The sequence below is a fragment of the Hahella ganghwensis DSM 17046 genome, from assembly GCF_000376785.1.
Taxonomy (GTDB): domain Bacteria; phylum Pseudomonadota; class Gammaproteobacteria; order Pseudomonadales; family Oleiphilaceae; genus Hahella; species Hahella ganghwensis.
In genome coordinates, this window is sequence record NZ_AQXX01000060.1 from 1 (window position 1) to 20,798 (window position 20,798).

General features: G+C 50.3%; 20 protein-coding genes. 13 read left to right on the plus strand and 7 right to left on the minus strand.

Annotation, left to right across the window (positions count from 1 at the left end; translation table 11 throughout):
• Positions 1 to 215 precede the first annotated feature (215 nt).
• The 5 genes from F566_RS0102270 to F566_RS31655 all read left to right on the plus strand — a co-directional run bounded on the left by F566_RS0102270 (position 216) and on the right by F566_RS31655 (position 6,108).
• Complete coding sequence (locus F566_RS0102270) at positions 216 to 674, plus strand: (2Fe-2S)-binding protein (protein WP_020405355.1); 459 nt, start codon at positions 216 to 218, stop codon at positions 672 to 674.
• Positions 675 to 688: 14 nt separating this feature from the next.
• Positions 689 to 2,875 (plus strand): xanthine dehydrogenase family protein molybdopterin-binding subunit, encoded by a 2,187-nt coding sequence (locus F566_RS0102275; protein ID WP_020405356.1) that lies wholly within the window; start codon positions 689 to 691, stop codon positions 2,873 to 2,875.
• 61 nt (positions 2,876 to 2,936) lie between these two features.
• Positions 2,937 to 3,902: an XdhC family protein gene (locus F566_RS0102280; protein ID WP_157496582.1), complete on the plus strand. Its 966-nt coding sequence runs from the start codon at positions 2,937 to 2,939 to the stop codon at positions 3,900 to 3,902.
• Between the two features lie 248 nt (positions 3,903 to 4,150).
• A complete protein-coding gene (locus F566_RS0102285) occupies positions 4,151 to 4,726 on the plus strand; it encodes a hypothetical protein (RefSeq protein WP_020405358.1) in 576 nt (191 codons plus the stop codon).
• Positions 4,723 to 6,108, plus strand: a complete 1,386-nt coding sequence (locus F566_RS31655) for a carotenoid oxygenase family protein (protein ID WP_020405359.1) — start codon at positions 4,723 to 4,725, stop codon at positions 6,106 to 6,108. The genes F566_RS0102285 and F566_RS31655 overlap by 4 nt, the downstream gene beginning before the upstream one ends.
• Before the next feature lie 153 nt (positions 6,109 to 6,261).
• Here the strand turns inward: F566_RS31655 and F566_RS31660 are convergent, their stop codons facing one another.
• On the minus strand, positions 6,262 to 9,408 hold the full coding sequence (locus F566_RS31660; RefSeq protein WP_020405360.1) for a glycoside hydrolase family 3 protein: 3,147 nt from the start codon (positions 9,406 to 9,408) through the stop codon (positions 6,262 to 6,264).
• Positions 9,409 to 9,635: 227 nt separating this feature from the next.
• Entirely contained in the window at positions 9,636 to 10,637 is a 1,002-nt protein-coding gene (locus tag F566_RS0102300) for a LacI family DNA-binding transcriptional regulator (RefSeq protein WP_020405361.1), read from the minus strand.
• A gap of 169 nt (positions 10,638 to 10,806) precedes the next feature.
• Between F566_RS0102300 and F566_RS0102305 the strand changes: the two genes are divergently transcribed.
• From F566_RS0102305 to F566_RS0102315, 3 genes are all read left to right on the plus strand, one after another.
• Positions 10,807 to 11,928, plus strand: coding sequence for an ABC transporter substrate-binding protein (locus F566_RS0102305; protein WP_020405362.1), 1,122 nt, complete (start codon positions 10,807 to 10,809; stop codon positions 11,926 to 11,928).
• 108 nt (positions 11,929 to 12,036) lie between these two features.
• Positions 12,037 to 12,642, plus strand: a complete 606-nt coding sequence (locus F566_RS0102310) for a DUF1287 domain-containing protein (protein WP_020405363.1) — start codon at positions 12,037 to 12,039, stop codon at positions 12,640 to 12,642.
• Between the two features lie 82 nt (positions 12,643 to 12,724).
• Positions 12,725 to 13,396: a DUF1614 domain-containing protein gene (locus F566_RS0102315; RefSeq protein ID WP_020405364.1), complete on the plus strand. Its 672-nt coding sequence runs from the start codon at positions 12,725 to 12,727 to the stop codon at positions 13,394 to 13,396.
• A gap of 24 nt (positions 13,397 to 13,420) precedes the next feature.
• Here F566_RS0102315 and F566_RS0102320 read toward each other — a convergent pair whose 3' ends face one another.
• From F566_RS0102320 to F566_RS0102335, 4 genes are all read right to left on the minus strand, one after another.
• Positions 13,421 to 13,864: a hypothetical protein gene (locus F566_RS0102320; RefSeq protein ID WP_026179693.1), complete on the minus strand. Its 444-nt coding sequence runs from the start codon at positions 13,862 to 13,864 to the stop codon at positions 13,421 to 13,423.
• A 99-nt stretch (positions 13,865 to 13,963) separates the two neighbouring features.
• Entirely contained in the window at positions 13,964 to 14,086 is a 123-nt protein-coding gene (locus F566_RS37845) for a hypothetical protein (RefSeq protein WP_020405366.1), read from the minus strand.
• 101 nt (positions 14,087 to 14,187) lie between these two features.
• Entirely contained in the window at positions 14,188 to 15,402 is a 1,215-nt protein-coding gene (locus tag F566_RS0102330; protein WP_020405367.1) for an Ig-like domain-containing protein, read from the minus strand.
• Entirely contained in the window at positions 15,392 to 15,937 is a 546-nt protein-coding gene (locus F566_RS0102335) for an outer membrane beta-barrel protein (RefSeq protein ID WP_020405368.1), read from the minus strand. Before F566_RS0102335 ends, F566_RS0102330 begins: the two co-directional genes overlap by 11 nt.
• 589 nt (positions 15,938 to 16,526) lie before the next feature.
• Here F566_RS0102335 and F566_RS36700 point away from each other — a divergent pair.
• Complete coding sequence (locus F566_RS36700; protein WP_020405369.1) at positions 16,527 to 16,667, plus strand: hypothetical protein; 141 nt, start codon at positions 16,527 to 16,529, stop codon at positions 16,665 to 16,667.
• A gap of 115 nt (positions 16,668 to 16,782) precedes the next feature.
• On the opposite strand, the gene F566_RS0102345 is transcribed toward F566_RS36700, so the two are convergent.
• Positions 16,783 to 19,023, minus strand: coding sequence for a KAP family P-loop NTPase fold protein (locus F566_RS0102345; protein WP_020405370.1), 2,241 nt, complete (start codon positions 19,021 to 19,023; stop codon positions 16,783 to 16,785).
• A gap of 204 nt (positions 19,024 to 19,227) precedes the next feature.
• Here F566_RS0102345 and F566_RS0102350 point away from each other — a divergent pair, with 204 nt between their 5' ends.
• From F566_RS0102350 to F566_RS0102365, 4 genes are all read left to right on the plus strand, one after another.
• Entirely contained in the window at positions 19,228 to 19,467 is a 240-nt protein-coding gene (locus F566_RS0102350; RefSeq protein ID WP_026179695.1) for a hypothetical protein, read from the plus strand.
• 51 nt (positions 19,468 to 19,518) lie between these two features.
• Positions 19,519 to 19,647, plus strand: coding sequence for a hypothetical protein (locus tag F566_RS37850; protein ID WP_020405372.1), 129 nt, complete (start codon positions 19,519 to 19,521; stop codon positions 19,645 to 19,647).
• A 110-nt stretch (positions 19,648 to 19,757) separates the two neighbouring features.
• Positions 19,758 to 20,015: a hypothetical protein gene (locus F566_RS0102360; protein WP_020405373.1), complete on the plus strand. Its 258-nt coding sequence runs from the start codon at positions 19,758 to 19,760 to the stop codon at positions 20,013 to 20,015.
• Positions 20,016 to 20,103: 88 nt separating this feature from the next.
• Positions 20,104 to 20,547, plus strand: a complete 444-nt coding sequence (locus F566_RS0102365) for a hypothetical protein (protein ID WP_020405374.1) — start codon at positions 20,104 to 20,106, stop codon at positions 20,545 to 20,547.
• Positions 20,548 to 20,798 lie beyond the last annotated feature (251 nt).

A 20,798-nucleotide genomic window follows, 5' to 3' on the forward strand; every position in this document is an offset into this window, starting at 1 on the left:
GCAGTGAGCCCAGATGACGCCCCACAGGGGGGGAAGATCCAAAATGGCCGGAAAAACACTCTGAATATTCGGCCATATATCGTCGAGAGTTTGAATTACCTCAGAACCTTGGGGTTATTCAGACTCTCCTTAAATAATTGATGAGAGATTGACCCTCCTTCTGGAACATGAGCATTGTTGTGTCCCTGGGGAGTGATTATTTGTAGGGGAGAGCAATGGGAATCGAACTGACGATCAATGGTGAGAAACACACACTGGAGGTAGCGGAAGACACGCCCTTATTATGGGCTATTCGCGATCATCTTCATCTAACCGGCACCAAGTACGGCTGTGGTATGGCGCAGTGTGGTGCCTGTACTGTTCATCTGAATGGCAATGCCATCCGCTCCTGTGTCACGCCGGTTGGCAGTGTGGCAGGTCAGAATGTGACCACTATCGAAGGCGTTAATTCCAGGGTGGCGAAAGCAGTTCAGACCAGTTGGGACGACAAGGCTGTTGTTCAGTGTGGATACTGTCAGTCCGGTCAGATCATGTCGGCCGTGGCTTTGCTGGAAAGTAATCCTGCGCCCAGCGACGAAGACATTGATAATTTCATGTCCGGCAATATCTGCCGGTGTTCTACCTATGTCCGGATTCGCGCCGCCATCAAAGATGCGGCGACCAAATTAGCATAAGGAGGTGTCCCAAAATGACCATGCTGAATCAACCACTGAGTCGTAGATCATTTATCCGTAAGAGCTCTCAGGGCGGCACCGGGCTGACCCTTGCCATGACACTGCCTTCCCTGGCCGCAGCTGCTGAATCAGGACCAGGGATAACGACCGGTATCGCCGCGGCAGATGAATTTACCCCCAATGCGTTTGTGCGGATTAGTCCAGACAACAAAGTGACCATTATCAGTAAACATATTGAAATGGGGCAGGGAACCTTTACAGGTCTGGCAACGTTATTGGCGGAAGAACTGGACGCCGATTGGGATCAGGTAAAAGTGGAGGGTGCCGAGGCTGATGCCAATCGCTATAACAACCTGTTCTGGGGACCCGTTCAGGGCACCGGTGGCAGCACTGCCATGGCCAACTCCTATACCCAAATGCGTGAAGCCGGTGCCAAGGCTCGTGCCATGCTGGTAGCGGCGGCCGCGTCCTTCTGGGAAGTTCCTGGCCGGGAAGTCACTATAGACTCGGGGATCATTCACCATAAACCTTCTTCCAGCCGCATGACTTTTGGTGATATATCGGAGCTGGCGGCGCTGCAGCAGGTGCCTGAAACCGTAGAGTTGAAAAGCCCCGAGCAGTTCAAGCTGATCGGGCATTCTCCCGAGCGCAAAGATTCGGGTAAGACAACCGGTCAGGCCATTTTTACTCAGGATATTCAACTCCCAGAAATGTTGACTGCAGTAATTGCGCATTCACCTAAAGTCGGTGGCAAAGTGAAGAGTGTTGATAACTCTGCAGCCACAAAGGTGCCCGGTGTTGTCGCGGTGCTAAACATTGATGCAGGTGTTGCCGTGCTGGCCAGGGATTTCTGGTCTGCCAAGAAAGGACGGGATGCACTCAAGATTACCTGGGATGACAGCCAGTCTTTCAGCAAGGGATCGGAAGAGCTTCTGCAGAGCTATAAAGCATTGCTGGATAGGCCGGGAGACCCTGTCGTTAGTAAGGGTGACTTCGACAAGGCATACGCAGAGTCAGAATCACGTTTCGATGCGGTCTATGAATTTCCTTTTCTTGCCCATGCTCCGATGGAGCCAATGAACTGCGTGATCCAGCGTCGTCCCCAGGGGATAGAATTATGGTACGGCGCGCAACTGCAAACCGCTGACCAGATGCAGGTCGCCGGAGTATTTGGCATCAAACCGGAGCAGGTCAAAATCAACATGCTGTTTGCCGGTGGCAGCTTTGGTCGACGAGCTAACGGTCATTCAGATTATGTGGTGGAAGCGGCGCAGATTGCGAAAGCCTATCCTGATGCCGTGCCAATTAAACTGGTCTGGACCCGCGAAGATGACACCCGTGGCTGGTATTACCGTCCCATGTATGTCCATCAGTTGGTCGCTGCTTTGGATGAGGAAGGTTATCCGAAAGCCTGGAGCCACCGGATCGTCGGCCAGTCTATTGTGGCGGGAACTGCTTTTGCAGGCATGATGCAAAATGGAATTGACCCCACGTCAGTGGAAGGCGCCTCCAATCTGCCCTACCACATTGCTAATTTCAAGGTGGATCTGCATACAGTGAAAGAAGGCGTTCCACCGCTCTGGTGGCGTTCGGTGGGATCGACTCACACCGCGTATTCCACCGAGACTTTCATTGATGAGCTGGCCAAAGCCGCAGGTAAAGATCCGGTGGCCTACCGTGAGCACTTATTGAAGGAACACCCTCGACATTTAGGCGTTCTGAAGCTGGCAGCGGAAAAAGCCGGCTGGGGGCAACCTCTGCCGAAGGGCCGGTATCGGGGAGTCGCGGTACATGAGTCTTTCAACTCTTATGTGGCCCAGGTCGCAGAAATTGAAGAAGCAGGTAACAATCAGTTCCTTATTCGCAAGATCACCTGTGCCGTAGATTGTGGCCTGGCCATTAACCCGGATATTATCAGGGCACAGATGGAAGGTGGGATCGGATATGGACTGTCGCCGGCGCTGGTAAGTGAAATCACGCTGAAAGATGGAGAGGTGGTGCAGTCGAACTTTCATGATTACCAGGTTTTGAGAATCAATCAGATGCCGGATGTGGAGGTTCACATTGTCAAATCGGCTGAACCTCCTACAGGCGTCGGCGAACCGGGGACTCCGGTGGCGGCACCTGCAGTGGCAAATGCGTTGTTTGCCGCAACAGGTAAAATGCCCCGTAAGCTTCCCTTTAACGACTTGATAATGTAAGCCTGCCTGACCAATCCGGTAGGCGCTACAGCCAAGTATTGACTGAAGAGTGGTAAAGACGGTGACTCCAGAAACTCCATCCTTCGTGGAAAATGTCATCCCCTCGGCCTGCCGGTGGCTGGCTGAGGGGCATCGCGTTGCCCTGGTCACACTGGTAGGGATCGATGGATCGTCGCCCCGGCCACTGGGAAGTCAATTGGCGGTCAGGGATGATGGTGTCTACGTGGGGCTGATTTCCGGAGGCTGTGTCGAGGCTGCGCTGGTGCATGAATCCATTCTGGCGATGAATGAAGGCCGTAATCGGAAGCTGCGCTACGGCAAGGACTCTCCCTATTTTGATATTCGTCTACCTTGTGGTTCTGGGATCGATGTATTTATCGATACCCAGATAGAACGACAGATTATCGAAGATATTCAGCTGTATCAGAACCGGCGGATACCAGTGCTGTTAAGTGTGGACCTGGATCGTGGGCTGGAAGTCTCATCGGAACAACCTGAAACCTATCTGCAACTGGAGCCCTGTTCCGGTCATCGAAGCATTGCCAGCCGCTTGGATGGCCATACTTTATTCCGGACCTATCAGCCTGCAACGCGTGTTCTGACATTTGGTCGAGGGGAGGTGTTTCGGCAATTGGTCATGCTGGCACCTGCGGTTGGATTTGAGGTACTGGCGCTGTCGCCCGACCCACAGGAGACCCTGCCGGGAGTGATCCCGTTGAGCCGGCCTGATTTCTTTGATCCTCAGTGGTGTGATCGTTGGACAGCGGCGGCCCTGCTGTTCCATGAACATGAATGGGAGGGGCCGATTCTGCAGAATCTGATCAACAGCGATTGTTTTTACATTGGGGCCATGGGCAGTTTGCGGACTCAGTCGCAGCGCCTGGAATGGCTAAAGATGCAGGGAGCCGATGACCAGCAGATAGCCAGAATTAAGGGGCCTGTCGGACTGAATATCGGTGCGCGTACGCCGCCGGAAATTGCTCTTTCAATACTGGCGGAAATCGTATCCCGCCGTTCCCAGCTTTAATAGTCTCGTTAGTTAACGGGGGCTGTTTTCTTCAATAATCCCGGTTGCGTCAGCTTTGGAGCGGCGGATCAGCTCTGACTATTTTTGTATGTTGACTTCTGTCGTTAAAGTTTTAGTATGGGCATCAGGTTGCCGAGGACGCCTGTACCCACAAAAGAGCATCTCACCTCGTTTTATCTGAAAATCCAGACAATCCAGTAAAATGGACCAGGCAGTGTTGGTGGGTGACTGCGCAAAAGGTGCATTTTATGAAACGATTGAGTCTCACCCGTTATCGTCATCAGGCCGCTATTCTATTGAAGGAGATCCGCTACGGAAATCCGGAGGCTTTGCAACGAATCCAACAACTCGATTTATTTTCCTCATCCGATCTATCTGATTTGCCACATCTGGTAAAGCTGAAGCATTGTCTGAATGTGATGGCGCTGGAGCAGGGATTTCGACAATGGGCAGACTTCACATCTGACTTCGAAACCAGCGTGATGGACGAACTTGCAGCCCGCTATTCAGCAGGATATCTCAATCACTGGTATGCCAGCTATGACGAAGCCAAAAGGCTACTGGAAGAGTCTCGAGAAAGCCCGCAAAGATACCTGCTACCCTACAAAAAAGGTCGGCAAAGTCAGTATTATATTTGTGAGGCTGCCTACATCCGCAGCTTTGGTTTAGACCCGGACGCTAGAGAGTGGGAAGCCATCGGCTATGATCTGGTACAGCCTCGTGACAGAAAAGCCCGGCTAAGTCTTCTTGATAGTTGGGTGGAAGGACAGTTTTCCAAACCGATAACTCAACCGGCAAACAGACGTCGGGAGGTGCGTTCATGATGACCGCTTCATCAAACCCCTTCCTCAACGGTGTGTTCAAGGCTCAGCATAATGAAGCCACACTCTCGGATTTGTCCGTTACCGGCGTAATACCTCCTGAGCTGAATGGTCGTTTTGTTCGCAATGGCCCTAATCCGCAGTTTATCTGGTCGGATAACTATCACATGTACAGTGGTGACGGCATGCTGCACACACTTAGTCTGCGTAATGGTAAAGCCGGTTATATGAATTGTTATATCAGAACGCCAAGGTTTTTATGCGAACGAGAGCAGGGCAGGGCCGTTTTTCCGGGCATGAGAGATATCGCATTGGTGGAGGCGGAGTTTGAAAATGTTCCCTCATTCACTGCAAATACGAATGTTATTGAGCATGCCGGGCGGATGTTGGCGTTGAATGAAGGATCACCACCCTTCGCGATCATGGATGCGGCAAAAGGGGATGCCGTGCCCGATCGATTTGGTGGAATTATCAGGCAAACTTTCACAGCTCATCCCAAGTTGAGCCCCAAGAGTGGTGAATTATACGGCTTTTCTTATATCACACCGGATGGACTGGTGGATTATTCCGTGCTGGATTCGTCAGGTCGGGCGCGCTTGATAACCAGCTTCCGTCCCCCGTATGCGGCATTAATGCATGACTTTGCGATGACTCAAAACTATGCGGTATTCCCGGTATACCCACTAACCTGGTCTATGGAAAGAGTGCAGAGAGGTGAACCGATTTTTCAGTGGGAGCCGGAACTGGGAAGCTATTACTATGTGCTTAATCGCCTAAGTGGAGAGATTGTTAAAATCTTTCGTGATGACGCCATCCTCGGCATGCATGTGGTGAATGCGTATGAAAAACGCGGGCGCATTGTCCTGGATATGGTACTGATGGATGATATACCGGCTGATGCCCAGGCATTTGCTGACGATTCAATTTCCTATTTGAATACCCTGAATCGCATCAGCCTGAATCTGGAAAACGGTGTATTGCTAAGAGACAGGCTAAGCGACCTGAATGTTGAATTTCCGCGAATTGATGAGCGATGGACCACAGAACCCTATCGATATGCTTACCTGGCATCGACACTGAACCCGCATTTACCCGGTTTTATTTTTGATTCAATCAGCCGATACGATCATCTTTGGGGACGTATGGAGACCTTTCGCCCTGATGAGGCTGTCCTGTTTGGTGAACCTGTCTTTGTGCCAGTGGGGGCGCAGGAAGGAAACGGTTATCTGCTGTCCTATGGATATGATCAGAATAAAGATACCAGTGACCTGTGGATATTTAATGCCATGGCTCTTATGCAGGGACCCGTGGCCCGGGTGCATATTCCGCACAGGGTGCCCTATGGATTTCATGGTAATTGGTTTGACGATTCTTCCAGCAGATAAAGCTGGTGGTTGACTCTGATAGAGCGGGGCAGTCTGACACGAATGCCAGTCTGCCCCGCACATTCAAGGACTGACGGAGCTGTCCCTCTTTAAGTCCTGTTTACCTGATGCTGGCAGTCAAACTGCTATTCTAAGCATCTACTCTATGCGCTTTTACTCAAAGCGAATATTATCCAACTGGAAATGGACATTCCGCATTTCCGAATCCCATACCGGTAGAACTTCCAGGACTGACGTTACCGAACTAGTGTCCAGTTGAGGATAATCAGCAAACGGGATTTCCACATGATGCCACACATTAGGTGTGGACAGGTTATCCAGGATTACGATGTCTCCTGTACCACATTCACCATCGCAAACGGTTTTGGCGACAATGCCTGTGCTGGAAGCAAAATCAATCACCTTGATATCGAAGCTGATCATGCTGGTTGCACTGACATCCAGTGTTGCGGTGGGTTTGAAGAAGACTACCCCTTTGGCGGCATGCTCTGGCGCCGGATTGCCGAAGAGAACATCCACGACAGTATTGCCTCCATCATCGAACGCTGGGTCGACGGTAACGAAACCGGGATCTTCGGTATAAGGTTCCCAGCTTGATACTCCCCAAACACCCACTGGCGAGAATATCTCCGGATTTTCCATGCTGTCCGAATAGACGGTGGTTGGTCCGGTGAGTGCCAGGGTGTCAGGTGTGAGATCGCTGCAGTCCACCTCCTCGGGGGCCGTGTTGGGTTGCCAGGTGATTTCTTCCAGAGAGAGATCTGCAGTACTGCTGGAATATAGCAGGAAAGGCGTGTTGACGTATGCGTAATCCAGACCGTCATTGACCAGACAGATCAGCGGAATATTGATGGTCTGCCATTCGCCGACAGGCAAAGATTTCAGTGTATCGCCGATATTCACTTCACCCAGGCATGGATAAATGCAGTGGCTCGACAGGGTGACATCTCCAGCCGGGGCTTCGTTTACTTTCACCCGGAAACTGATGGAGGTTTTCGAGTTGTAGTATGTGGTCATATCCTGGCCCAGGCTGACGTCAGAATTTTGCAGATACACCTGTCCAACGTCATTCCATTTCACTCGTTTGGCGCTGAACTGGATGAGTCCGTCTTCAGTAGAGACTTCTACTTCGCCACCGTCCATAACCGTTGTGGCTGCAGGATCCATGCTGACATCACCCCCCCCCCAGTTTGAGGGTGCGCCGATACGCATGACCCAGTTGTCCTGGTTGGAACCGTTAACGAACAGGTTAAGCGGGTCATCCGTGGTGTCTCCAGTGCCAGGTTCTGACTGGTTACAGCCGTAGTTTCTGTCTTCTTCTGTAAGGTCGTCACCTAAAGTATCTGTATCTTCATAGGTCAGGCCATAGCCGAATGGGAACAACGGCTGATAGTCCTCATCATCTTTATTGAGAGGCGTGTGGCAAGGGGCGGACGGCCAGGAGTAGGAGAGCTTTCCAGTGAAGTCGTGGCGGATGTGCCCATTCTGGTTGCGGAACAAGACATCGGCAACGCCTTGACCTTCACTGCCTGGCAACCAGGCGGCGACGAAGGCGTCCGAGCGATTCAGTTCCTTGTTGGTATAGAGTGGGCGTCCGGAAACAAATACCGTCACCACCGGCACACCGGAAGCTTTTAGAGTCTCAAGGGTTTCCAGGTCTTCCGGGTAGTTTCTGGCATGCTCCATGGTTTTGGCGCCTTCCAGATCACCCAGGCCTTCGGCGTAAGGTGTTTCACCGATGACCACGATTGCAACATCGTGCAAGCTGGGGTCGGCTGCCAGACCGCTCTCATCAAAAGTTACATTGTCAGCGACAGACTGAATGCCTTCCAAAATGGAGGTGGCGCCGGGAAAATCTTTTTCTTCATCAAGCGCCGTTCCCTGCCAGGAAATGGTCCACCCACCGCTTTGGTTGGAGAGACTGTCGGCAGATTTACCGGCGACCAGAATCCGGGCATCCCGGCTCAAGGGCAGAATGCCGTCGCTGTTTTTCAGCAATACCAGTGATTTTCTGACGGCTTCCCGGGCCACTTTGCGGTGACTTTCGGCTCCCATCAGTTCTTCTTTACCTGCCAGCTGACGTTCTGAGGGCTTGGGCTTAGTGAACAGGCCAGCGCGCATTTTGACCCGCAGAATCCGGGTAACGGCATCATTGATGCGTTCCATACTGACCTGGCCGGTGTTTACTGCGATGATCGTGTTCTGGTAGAACGCCTTCCAGTCGTTTTCGTAGGGCACCATAAACAGGTCGATACCGGCATTGATCGCCTGGACGCAGTCCGTTTCGCTGCAATCGTCAACCTGGCCGATACCGTTCCAGTCAGAAACAATCAGGCCATCGAAACCGATCTTACCTTTGAGGACATCATTAAGAAGGTAACCATTGCCGTGGATTTTGTCGCCGTTCCAGCTATTGAAGCTGGCCATGACGGTCTGGGCACCTTCATACAGGGATGAGTAGTAGCCCTGGGCGTGGAGGTTGATCAGAGTGTTTTCATCCACCTGGGTATCGCCCTGATCGTTGCCATTCAGGGTGCCGCCGTCACCGATGAAGTGCTTTGCCGTGGCCACAACATGATCCTCGCCGAGGTCCCCTTGCAGGCCTTTCACCATTTCACCCGCGTAATCGAACACGATTCTGCCTTCTTCGGAATAACCTTCATAAGTCCGGCCCCAGCGATCATCTCGAACCACCGCGAGCGTTGGAGCAAAAGTCCAGTCGATACCGGTGACTGCCACTTCTTTGGCGGTAATGCGGCCGATCTTGCGGATCAATTTGGGGTCGTTGGCAGCACCCAGGCCAATATTGTGTGGAAACAGGGTGGCACCAACCACATTGCTGTGACCGTGGACCGCGTCCGTTCCCCAGATAATGGGAATGGCGACATGCCCGTCGGAGTCATCCATGGAAGCTTCCCACAGAGCATCGGCGATGCTGAGCCAGTCCTGGACGCTGGCGTATTTGTTGGTATCCGGCCATGAACCGCCGCCATTGAGGATCGACCCCAGATGGTATTCGCGGACATCTTCCGGGGTCACATGCTGGAGTTCTGCCTGAATCATTTGACCGACTTTTTCCTCCAGGGACATTTGCGCCACCAGATACTGTATGTGAGCCTCCATTTCCGGATCGGTTGTAATCTTGCTTTGTATGCTTGGCCAGTCTTCATACTCGTCGTAGTAGTCTTTACCCGGCTCGTATTTGCAGCCCAGCAGAGTGAGAGAAAGGAAAACAGTCATCAGTAATCCCGGCCTCAAGTAGCTGTGTCTCAATAAATGTTCTGACTTACTTTTTGACATGAGGTGTCACCTTTTTATTGTTAGCGTCGTGATCCTAATTGCAATATTTAAATGAAAGCGCTTTCATAAAATGCAGCCTGAGAAGCATCAGGTCAATGTCTCAGGCTGTCAGGCAAGCCTTTTAGAGCGGAGGAAGAGGTGAAAAAGTCAGCTAAATCAAAAGAATGAAAAATTGTAACAAACTCTTAACACTATCTTGCAAAGCCTATCCTGCGGAACAGGATATATCACTCTACAGAGGCAACGGACTCCCGAATCACAAGAGTGGGAGTAAAGGGAGTCAATGCAGGCAGGTCGGTTTTGCCCTGACTGAGGGCGATGGCAATTTCAGCGGCCTTGTGACCCATTTCTTCAACCGGTTGTCTGACTGTGGTCAGGGAAGGGCTCAGCAGTCCTGCATATTCCACATCGTCGAACCCCACCAAAGAAATGTCCCCTGGGACGCGTTTTCCATTTTCCCGCAAGGCTTTCATTGCGCCCGCTGCCATCTGGTCATTACTGGCAAAGATAGCAGAACAGGGCTTGTTGCCTGCCAGTAAGCGGCAGGCGGCATCGTATCCACCGGCAACAGTAAAATCACCTTCCACAACCAGTTTTGTTTGGTAGGGAATACCATGCTGCTTAAGACTTTTCCGATAACCAGCCAGACGCTCAGTGGTTTCCGGGTTATTCGAGATGCCTGTGATGCAGGCAATGTGGCGATGTCCCTGCTGGATCAGATGCTCAACGGCGAACCGACTGCCCAGAGCATTATCTATCTGGATACATTGACCGGGAAGCTCCGGAAGATAACGGTTCAGCAGCACCATGGGCGGTCCTTCTTCTCTCAGGCTCCGGATTTCATCATCGCTCAGGCAATGGGGAAACAGTATCACTGCATCACTGCGACGATTGACCTGGCTGAGGAAGGTGTCCCGCATTTCGTCGTAGGTGGTATTTTCGATAGAGACCGTCAGGTTGTATCGCGCCGAGCGAAGTGATCTTTCCAGGCTCTTGATCAAAGGGGCGAAGTAGGCGCTGGTAAGGTCGGTCAGTACCAGAGAGATGTTCCGGGTCCGGTTGGTGACCAGTCCCTGGGCGAACAGATTGGGCTGGTATCCCAACTGCCGCATGGCGTCGAACACTCGTTCACGAGTGCTTTCCTTTACCGGAGCGGTATTGTTGATCACTCGGGATACCGTGGATATGGATACTTTTGCCAATGCTGATACTTCGTTGATGGTCGCCATGGATGCTGCCGGGGGTCTCTTTATGTCATCTCCGGCTAAATGTAGGGAATTTCTGGGGGATTAGCAAAACTGCCTATGTTTAATGATAAGGACTTTTACAAGTGGACAATTTTCAACCAAGCTTAATGAATAACCTTCCTGATGTGAGCTTTTCTGATATGGGTAAGGCATGAGACTGACGTTTGTAGTTCGTCAATGTTTGCTGGTGCTTGTTTGTACCCTGACATTATCTGCTGAAATCCGGGCAGACGAATCAGGTGTTACGCCGTTGTCGGAGTCTGATTACATTACTTTTATTTCTCCTTCGCCCATGGATAACTGGTTTTGGGGGAAAACGGCTCAATTTGCCGGGCAGGTAGCGGAAGATCTGGGTATACGGCTGGAAGTTCTGGCAGGTAATAACGAACGCTTTACCATGCTGGACCTGGGGCAAAAGGCATTACAAAGGGAACATCCTCCCAGAGCCCTTATCGTGGGATATTTTTTTACCATCACTGAAAAGCTTCTGGACTTGTCCCGCCAAAAAAAGATTCCGATTTTCCTGGTAAACACCCGAGTGTCGGCAAGAGACCAGAAATGGCTGGGAGAACCCAGATCAGAACGATATCCAAACTGGCTGGGGCATATGTATCCAGATGACGTGGCAGCCGGATATGTGGTGGCCCAGGAACTCCTTCAGCGTGCCCGGCAGGTTTGGCCGAATAAGAAAAAGTATGAACTGCTGGCGGTGAATGGCGCTCTGGATTCCATGGCTGCAAGGGATCGGGAGGATGGTCTGAACCAGTTTCTGTCAGAGCATTCAGAACAACTTGAATTGAAGCACCTACTCCATACCAACTGGTTGTGGGATGGGGTAGTTGAACGTGTACCAACGATGTTGGAGCGTTACCCTTCGCTGCAATTGGTGTGGTCTGCCAGTGATCTGATGGCAATGGCGACCAGATCTGTCGCAAAAAATGCTCCGTTACTTTATGCTGGAATTGACTGGTCCGATGCCGGCCTTCAGGCGGTCAGAGAACACCAGCTTGAAATCAGCCTGGGTGGACATTTTACCGAGGTGGGGTGGATCACCATTTTATTGTTTGACTACTTCAACGGGGTTGATTTTGCCCCTTTATTGGGACTGACCATTAAGTCTCCCATGTCTCTGGCCAGCAGCGACAATGTTGATCGTGTGATGCAGAAAGTTTCTCCGGATTACTGGACCACAGTGGACTTCAGTCGTTACTCCCGCTCCTTGCATCCTGAGCAGGACCGTTATCACTTCTTTGAATATTTTCTTTCTGATTAGGGGCTCCCAGGAGCTTTTCTATAGCCTATTAACCGGTATACCCTGAGAGTCGTACTGTTAGTTATGAAAGATTAACCGCTAAGCTGACTGAAAGGGTAATAGAGCTGAATGAGACGATTGATATTACTGGCGGGGATCCTTCTGGCAGGGAGCAGTCTCGCCTCATTTGAGCAGGCGTTGGTGGCCGCGGCGCTGGAGCGGACACAGCATCAGGTCCGCTATGACGGAGCCTATCTCGCCATTGACTATCCTAACGGCGACGTTCCGGCTCACCTGGGTGTCTGTACTGATGTGGTGATTCGTACATATCGCAGCTTGGGCATTGATCTGCAGCAACTGGTCCATGAGGACATGAAGGCCAATTTTGATGCTTATCCCTCAAGAAAAATCTGGGGGTTGTCTTCAACCGATACCAATATTGATCACCGCCGGGTGCCCAATCTGCAGGTGTTTTTCGAGCGGCATGGAACGCGTTTGGCGGTCAGCCAGTCCGCACAGGATTATCAACCCGGAGATCTCGTGACCTGGATGCTGCCAGGGAACCTTCTCCATATTGGTATTGTGACGGAGCGCATTCACCCCGTCAGCGGCCGACCGATGATTGTTCACTACATAGGACGTGGCCCTGTACTTGAAGACATGTTGTTCCAATATGATGTGACCGGTCATTATCGTTATGCCCCGGAAACAGGATTTCATGAGACCAGTCGCTAACAGGCTGGCCGGGTATGCGACTGATAACTGGCTGTGAAAGGTACGAAAGGTTTTTCGAAAATTACAAGGAGGATGACAGGTAATGCCGCTGGGCATGTTTCCCATTCTGGTTTTGCTATTGCTGATTATGCTGCCGTTTCTGTTTATCGACATCATGACGGTCGCGCTGGCAAAACTGGGTATTGATCCTTTCCTCGCACCCTGGGTCGTGTTTTTCATGTTCGTGGGGTCGCTCATCAATATTCCGGTGCTGAGAGAACCTGTCAGCAATCCTCTTTCTCGCCACCCTCTGGATATCTGGCGAGCGCAGCGGTACTGGCCACAGTTGGAACGCCAACTGAGTGAACGGATTATTGCCGTCAATGTAGGGGGATTCGTGATTCCCATGTTATTGGTGGTTTATGAAGTGCTCAGAATTCTGGCGGTGGGGCCGGAAGTGGCGCTGCCGCTGGTGGCGGCGGTGGTCATCAATGTGGCAGTCTGTTTCTGGAGCTCACGCCCGGTAGAAAATGTAGGGGTCGTGATGCCGACCTTTGTACCCGGGCCGGTAGCAGCGATCTCTGCCTGGATTATGGCGCCGGAAATGGCACCTCCGGTAGCGTTTTGTGCGGGTGTTCTGGGGCCGGTGATAGGCGCGGACCTGATGAATTTGGGGAAAATCCGCAAAGTTCAGGTGGGGATGGCCAGTATTGGGGGGGCGGGTACCTTCGACGGAATTGTTATCTCAGGACTGTTGGCTGTGATGCTGACCTGATTTCTCTTAAACCTACTGGCACGGCTATCGGTTCCAGATATAGGGCGAGTGGAAACGGTATTTATAAAGCGCCAGATACTGCAAGGCCAATAGCGGGAACACAACGATCGCTATAGATCCATAATAAATAAAATACTCAATCGGAATCTCAAACTCCAGAGTGGCGACTTCAACTAGTGAATAAACATCCCAAAGCACTGCAACTGGAATGAAATACCCCCAGAACTTCTGAAAAAAGAACTTTCTATTGTAGGCGTAGCCAAAAATACCGAGAAAGGTAAAGAAGTACACAACAACTTCAACGGCAAGTATCTGCAATTCTTCTGTTGGTTCTACCACTTCAGAAATCAAGTATGTGGCTTCTATCAGGAACAGGACCCAGAAGAAAATCTTCCAGCCAATTTTACGGGGAACCGAGTCGTCGGCCACAGTGACATCAGACTCGGGGGGTGTATAAGGATCTGTCAAAACGGTTTACTTTATGAGACCAATGAACGTCGCTAATTCTAATGCCATACAGACTGGTAGCATACTGCCGGGAATCAAACTATCAGTTGGACATCCCGGTTAAAGCACAAACCCAAACAACAGAATACCCAAAACAACACCGACAGAAAGGGTGATAAGAAGATGATTGATCATGCCATAGTCGAGGCTGTCACCATGTTTTCCTGGAAGTTTACCTGCCATAATTGATGTTCCTTATTGTTGTTTAATGATCAGAACGCTGACACCGCCTGGAATTAACTCCAGTGGTGTCAGCAATTGCCAGACTCTGTAAGTCTGCCGGGTTAATCGTTGATAAACAACTCTATCTCGTCGTCATACTCGCCATAGTCCACTGTAATGCGGATAAAGCTCTTGCTGTAGCCGTCAAAGCTGTCCGCCATGGTGACTTTACCTTCGTCATTGATGTCGGCTATCTCGTCACCTACCTCAATTTCCCAGATGACCTTGTCTTCATCGGCAAGATCATTCGTACCGCGTGAGTTGTCAGACAATACTTCGTAAAGCTGCAGTTGAACCGTATCCTCCGGGTCCAGTTCACTGGAGGTTGGGCTGACGATGATGATGTCGGTGACGTCCAGAACGGCGACATTGATCGTCTTCTCCAACCCACCACAGCTTGCGGTGACGACAGTATCGCCGATGGTTTTGGCCGTAATGGTGCCGGAGCTGCTGACGGTGGCGATACTGGGCTCTGAGGAGTCCCAGGAGGTTGCTTTGGTGATATTCACACCATTCTGACCATCACTGTAGTCGCCGGTAGTGCTCAAGACCAGGGTTCCACCGGTGCGCATGGAAACGGAGGTTCCCTTGTTGATATTGATCTCTGCCAGTGTATCGGAGACAGTGACCGGCGTGTCACCAGAATTGATACCGGATTTGGTTCCGGAGACATCGACATTGCCGGATACGTGAGTAATTAACGTATCGTCATCAACCGTGGCGACGTTGGTATCCTTTGACTCATAGGTTACATCGCCCAGGGAGCGGCTGCTGCCATCGTCATAGGTGCCTGTAGCAGTGAGTTCGGCAGACTGACATTCGTCGATTGTTGAAGGTGTGACAGTGACGGCTAAGTCGGTCAGAGAAGCGTCTGAGAGTGTGATCTCAAGAGAGTCCTCAAACTGACCCCATTTGATGTTGGCGTTCACTGTTTGCAGTCCGGTGAAGTTCTTGGTGGTCAGTGTGCCGTCATCATCGAAGGAGGCATTGTCGCCGTCAGACAATGACCAGTTGACCTTCTCACTGATATCCACTTCCTTGCCGTCAGCGTCTTTTCCTATTGCAGTGAACTGCCAGCTTTCGCTGGGTTCGAAAATTATTTTATCGTTTTCGGAGCTGATAGTGAGTGACACGATCTCTTCTTCTGCCACGTCGATGGCTTCATCGAGCTTGCTCGCTTCCTGGGCGTTGTCACAGGCAGCTAAAAGTAGTGTACTACCCAAAATGGCGGAGGATAGCAGGGTTTTCATAAAACGGTTTTGAGTGTTAGAAGTCATAGGACACCCCCAGGGTAAATTGAGCGACGGAAAGCTTGCCATCCAGGTAGTAATGTTCGTAGCTGGCCGCCAGATTGACCTTGGGGTAAGAAGGCAGGTACTCGGAATAACGAATCATCAGAGCGGGACCATCCCAGCTTTGGTCTCCAGGATAGTCAGATGAACCGGCATTGGTGTTGGTGTCAAAGATGGCGTAACCGCCGCCTAGAAGCAGCTGGCCTCTTCGGGGGCCGTCAAAATCATCGTAAAGTGAATAAGTCAGGTATGCCTGCGCGCTGTAGTTCAAGGACATTTCTGTCTTGTTGGACTCATCGTCCACAACACCAGTAGCGGCGGCTATTTCCATACCTGCGCCACTTTCGGTCTGCATGCCGGCCTGAAGCCCGGCAAACCAGGGACGGAAAGCAACATCATCAACTTCAAAATTAAGCATGCCGACATGGGCACCGCCATAGGTTTTCACTTCGGCATTGGCATGAAGCGTAGGCAAGCTAAGGCAACATGCCAGTACCAGAAAGACTGGGCGCGGGTTCATATCAAGGGTTCCTTTCTTTGGTCCTGCAAACAGGTGCGTCGGTATGCTGACAAAGCAGTGGCTCTGCATCCTGCAATGTGCTCTGAGCGATTGTCTGTAGGAGCGGACATACGACAGAAAACGTGAATGCGCAAAAATAGCAAATTTTATGGTGTGTTTTATAGACGTAATTACACGCGAAATGATTAATTATTTTTGAGGTAGGCTCTTATTTGGGGGATGTGACGAAACATCATATAAAGCAGTGCCATGCTTGAGCGAGATCAAATATCCCGCATGGCGGATCGGTTTACAATGCAAACTAAAATGACTGAAACCATTGTTACATATGCATTACAGTGATTTCACTTTTCGTCGTTGTTGATATATGTTTTATTGATATCTACGTAAAAGTGCCTATATTAAAAAAGGCGCATGGGGAGCTATGTCGATTCAGATTATGTCAATTGGCATAGTGAGTATGAATCATAGACGGCTGTCCCTCACAGGGGTAATTTCAACAACAAGGACCGCCCGGATTCCATGGGGCTGTTGGGGTCAGGCTTAAGGAATATGGATATACCGCTACCCATACCAGGAGGTTATAAAAATGATGACACCGCCAAAATCAGAACAAACCGCTCAAGCTCAAAAAAAAGTAGAACCAATCAATTTTAAACCCGCCAAGGAAAACCTTGAGAATATGAAGAAGGTGTTTGAGAAAGCTCGTAAGGCTCAAGCACTCAACTAAATTCATCTGTTTTCTCAGAACACTTCCCTGCACAGCCTCTGCTGAGGTGTGCAGGGAAAGCTCGCTCCAAAACCTTTCTGTGTTTGTATGTCCAGTATCTCTCTGAGATGCCTGATCAGGTTCTGTGTGTCAGCCTCAGGAACAGCAATGCTGATTCAGAGTCCAGAGAGACGTTAATGTTTTCAGCGTTCCCATTCCAGACTCGGGCAAACAGATCAGGGTCAATGGATTTCAGAGCATCGTTGTTCTGAAAATCCAGCGCGGCATCATGGGTGACCGCTATGCGAATCTGCTCAATCGCGGATGGCCAGCGGGTAATGATGATCATCCACAACGCCAGTTTTTTCTGATTATCTTCGTCGCCCAGCTCAGTAGGGCAGAGGACCAGTCCAATCGTCAGAATCATGGTATAGGCGTTCACATACCGCTTCATCGCTCGGGGGTTACTGGCCAGAAAAGTCCCAAAGGGCTTAAGAAAATGCTCCAATTGCTTTTGAGCTTCACGGGAATTAATTTCAACGGCGGCTTTGTTGCTGATGGCCTGACGCATCACCGGATGAAGATCCGGATTGGTCAGGCGCAGTAACATGGCGTCCACGCCCGCGGAGGTTTCCCGGGTGATTTCCTCGACGGTGGGTTTAGTGGAGTCTGGAATCATACCGTCTTTCTGGCGGGCCAGCAGAGTATCGAAATAGGTAGCTTTCTGCTCCTGGCTGATTTCGGGAATCGTCACATCCATCTGAAAAATCTTTTCCAGAAACAGCGAGCCCATATCCTTGCCAGGTTCCCGAATGCTTTCCATCATGTCCGGGTACACGGTTTCGTAGGCAGTGTGCACCCAGCGCCGATCAGCCGCGATCAAATAGTACACCCGGGAATCGTTAAATACGGTCTGGATCACTTCCAGCAACTCGATGACATAGTCTGCGTTGCAGCGGTCCAGATCATCCACGTAAACCATGATTGGTCCATTCACTTCAGTCACGAGCGCCTTGAACCGGGTTCTTAATGCTTGCAGAGGGTCGTCATTTTTACGCGCAAAGACGGTGGCCTCCTGCCGTGATGCCTGGGCCGGGTCCTGTTCTCTCAGCTTGTAGAGATTAAACACCACCAGGGGAATGGAAAACGCGGACAGAAGAAGACCCAGGATATTCTTGGTGGTGGTTGCGTCTTTGCCTGTAAATATCATGATCAGCGCAATGATCGTGGTAACGACCCCCAGGGCAGCGAGGCTTTTCCACGGTCCCCGAAAGCTTTCCCGCCATTGCTTTTCAGCATTCTGAATATTGTGACGGCATTGGTTTCTTGCTATCTCCTCGTCAGTCAGATCAAAGGAGGGAGAGGTAAAAAGGCTGTCACAGGTTTCTGAATAAATGGTTTGATAAAGCGACCACCAGATCGGTTCCAGACGCTGCTGCTGCCAGGCATTGAAATTCACAATAACCCAGTCCTGATGTTTGGCTGACTCAGGTAACAGGGAGATATATTTGTGAGCATCCGGATCTTTCCGGGTTCGTGAGGGTTGCAGGGCAAATCCCAATAAACGCATAAACGTGGATTTCCCTGATCCCCACATGCCATGTAGATGAATACGGAAACTGTCCTTCGCATCTTCTCGGGAATCCCGGTACAGGTTGTTCAAAGTGACCGCCAAACCCTGGGCGATTGGCGAGCGGCTGAGTTCGTCCTCGGTGAATGGGGAGTCGTAGCTGATACCTGTTTTGTGATCGAGGTCGTTTATCGTTTTTTTGGGGTCGGGTTTTGGTCCAGGGGGGGCTGGTTTGGGTTCGTCGCCCGGCTCTTCCGATGCCACCGGGATTTCCTGATAAGGACCAAGTTGGGCGAAGAGGCTTTTAAACGACTCAATGTCGATCCGTTTTTCCAATAGGTTTAATATTTCATGCCATTGACGCTCCGTGAGAGGAATTAACCGCGCATCCGGGGTTGACGGGTCGAACGTATCAAAAATACCGGTGCCGGCGATTTCTTCGTAATTCAGTCCTGGATCAATCTGCTGGATGACCTGTATCCCTAATCCTGGTCCCAGTTTTTCGTCCAGCCGATTGTTTTCTTCTTGTGCCTTGGACTGAGCAAAGGAGACGGTGCCATCAAACTCGCGGCTGTCTGATTCATTGCTACTGTCATTGCTACTAAAGGGAATCACCAACCCCAGAGCAATCAAATTCACCTGTTCCCAAATCAATACAAAATCATTAAGAGATATCTGGCTGGTGTAGTTTCTCGTCACAAAAGTATCCAACGGAATCCGGGTACCTGCCCGGAAGTCCATGCTGGTTTTGGCGGTGGGTAAACAATAAACCCAGGCTGAATACTGATTTGCTGCACTTGGGGCCATGTCCGTGGTTCCTTTGCTCTGTCGAGTGATAAGCGCTTGGGAGCAACCTCTTCAAGTGAGGCCAGACCTGTATAAATAATAGGCCAGGTTAGACAGGTTGAACATTGGCCTGAAAGCATATCCAATCCTGCCGTGTTTTATCCTTCCATTTGGCTGGGAATCGTTATAACTTTCGCGCGTTGTATTACATCAGTGAGAGAGTCAGTGGAACCGAAAGATAAGCAGCTTAGGGATATCTGTCGTTCACTTCTGGACAACGCCGATTTGTTACTTCAGTTGGATCGTTTTCCTGAAGTACTCATGACGTTTTTCGTCTATGGCACTGTGGAAGGGGAATACCGGAAGGTTATTATCAGATGCCGTCAGGTCGTGTCTTTCAATCTGGATTGTGAGGGCTGCATCCAAAGTAATGATCTTCACTCAATATATGAAACACTGATCTAGGAAAAGTCAAAGCAGGAACTATCTCTGTCGCTACAGGATCGTCTGGATCAGTTGAGTGAGGACGACACTGCCTGGCAAATGAATCTGTATGGTTCGATCAGTTTATCGCTCGTGGCCGCTCAACTTGAATGGGAGGCGGTTGCCATGAATGAAGAAGACTATCTGGCGATATTTAAATGAGTGAGCGGCTATATAAGTTGTCCATCAATAGAAAAATCTGGCCTGGGGTCGAGGATCGTCAAAGTGGCAACGATTTGTAGTAAGTTATACCTGTTCAGAAGACCTTTCTGTTGTGGATTTCTGGATTTCGAAAGGCGCGGATTATCAAAGAGTCCAAAGTCATCAAAGCAAACCGTGAAAGTTTCTTCTACGAGAAGGCCTGGTTCTTGTTGATTGAAGACAAAGGCACGGAGAAAATTGTAATTGTGCGTTGGATGCTGGTTCCGTTGTTAGTTGGCGTTTTTGTTATAGACAGAAGCAACTTTGGGGAAACCCCTTCGTTCTTTAAAGAAGTGAGGGAGTTGGTGGAGGCTGGTTCAGCCACTTAGGATTGATAAGTGTTGGCATGCATGTAATCAACACACCGGAGGTATCAGTGTTCTTCTCACACAGAATAACTTATTTATTGGTTAAGCGATGACTGAAACGTCGAATTACCTGGACAGCTACCCTATTGTTTTTTTCCTGATGGTAGTGCTTATCCTGGTATGGAATCTGGCTTCTTTCTATTTCTCAAATAGAAGAATAAAAGCGATGTTCAATAATCTGGATCTATCCCAAGCCAAGTTCAGGGAGTTGCATGTATCCGGTTATTCGAAAAAGAATATACTGTCAAAGCTAAAACAAGGCCGGGGATTTGTTGACGTCATCGTGACAGAGAAGGAGTTGTGTATTAGAAACACCAACAGCCCTTTCACCTTTTCTGTTACCAGGTTTGATCTTATCCGCAGAGTGAAGCTCTCTGACGTAAGAAGGGTCGAGTTCATCGGGGAGGGAACTAAGATCTCTTTCGCTAACGATGCAGATATCGTTTTGCGGCTGCAAAACCCAGCCGCGTTTGCAATGGCTGTTGCCGGTTAGTCTATGTGAATCGCCACAAGTTTACTAGGGAGAGTCTGAATAACCCCAAGGTTCTGAGGTAATTCAAACTCTCGACGATATATGGCCGAATATTCAGAGTGTTTTTCCGGCCATTTTGGATCTTCCCCCCCTGTGGGGCGTCATCTGGGCTCACTGCCCCTATACCTGCAGCTCTTTCCTTGCCATCAGCAGATTGCTGAAGGCCGCCAACAGATAGAGCCGGCTCTTGTTCTTGGCCAAGCCTCGATAGC

What these genes read in the sequence shown, in the direction of transcription:
- F566_RS0102270 (WP_020405355.1), top strand. Translation starts at nt 216, where the DNA reads ATGGGAATCGAACTGACGATCAATGGTGAGAAACACACACTGGAGGTA.
- F566_RS0102275 (WP_020405356.1), top strand. Translation starts at nt 689, where the DNA reads ATGACCATGCTGAATCAACCACTGAGTCGTAGATCATTTATCCGTAAG.
- F566_RS0102285 (WP_020405358.1), top strand. Translation starts at nt 4,151, where the DNA reads ATGAAACGATTGAGTCTCACCCGTTATCGTCATCAGGCCGCTATTCTA.
- F566_RS31655 (WP_020405359.1), top strand. Translation starts at nt 4,723, where the DNA reads ATGATGACCGCTTCATCAAACCCCTTCCTCAACGGTGTGTTCAAGGCT.
- F566_RS31660 (WP_020405360.1), bottom strand. Translation starts at nt 9,408, where the DNA reads ATGTCAAAAAGTAAGTCAGAACATTTATTGAGACACAGCTACTTGAGG.
- F566_RS0102300 (WP_020405361.1), bottom strand. Translation starts at nt 10,637, where the DNA reads ATGGCGACCATCAACGAAGTATCAGCATTGGCAAAAGTATCCATATCC.
- F566_RS0102305 (WP_020405362.1), top strand. Translation starts at nt 10,807, where the DNA reads ATGAGACTGACGTTTGTAGTTCGTCAATGTTTGCTGGTGCTTGTTTGT.
- F566_RS0102310 (WP_020405363.1), top strand. Translation starts at nt 12,037, where the DNA reads ATGAGACGATTGATATTACTGGCGGGGATCCTTCTGGCAGGGAGCAGT.
- F566_RS0102315 (WP_020405364.1), top strand. Translation starts at nt 12,725, where the DNA reads ATGCCGCTGGGCATGTTTCCCATTCTGGTTTTGCTATTGCTGATTATG.
- F566_RS37845 (WP_020405366.1), bottom strand. Translation starts at nt 14,086, where the DNA reads ATGGCAGGTAAACTTCCAGGAAAACATGGTGACAGCCTCGACTATGGC.
- F566_RS0102330 (WP_020405367.1), bottom strand. Translation starts at nt 15,402, where the DNA reads ATGACTTCTAACACTCAAAACCGTTTTATGAAAACCCTGCTATCCTCC.
- F566_RS0102335 (WP_020405368.1), bottom strand. Translation starts at nt 15,937, where the DNA reads ATGAACCCGCGCCCAGTCTTTCTGGTACTGGCATGTTGCCTTAGCTTG.
- F566_RS36700 (WP_020405369.1), top strand. Translation starts at nt 16,527, where the DNA reads ATGATGACACCGCCAAAATCAGAACAAACCGCTCAAGCTCAAAAAAAA.
- F566_RS0102345 (WP_020405370.1), bottom strand. Translation starts at nt 19,023, where the DNA reads ATGGCCCCAAGTGCAGCAAATCAGTATTCAGCCTGGGTTTATTGTTTA.
- F566_RS0102365 (WP_020405374.1), top strand. Translation starts at nt 20,104, where the DNA reads ATGACTGAAACGTCGAATTACCTGGACAGCTACCCTATTGTTTTTTTC.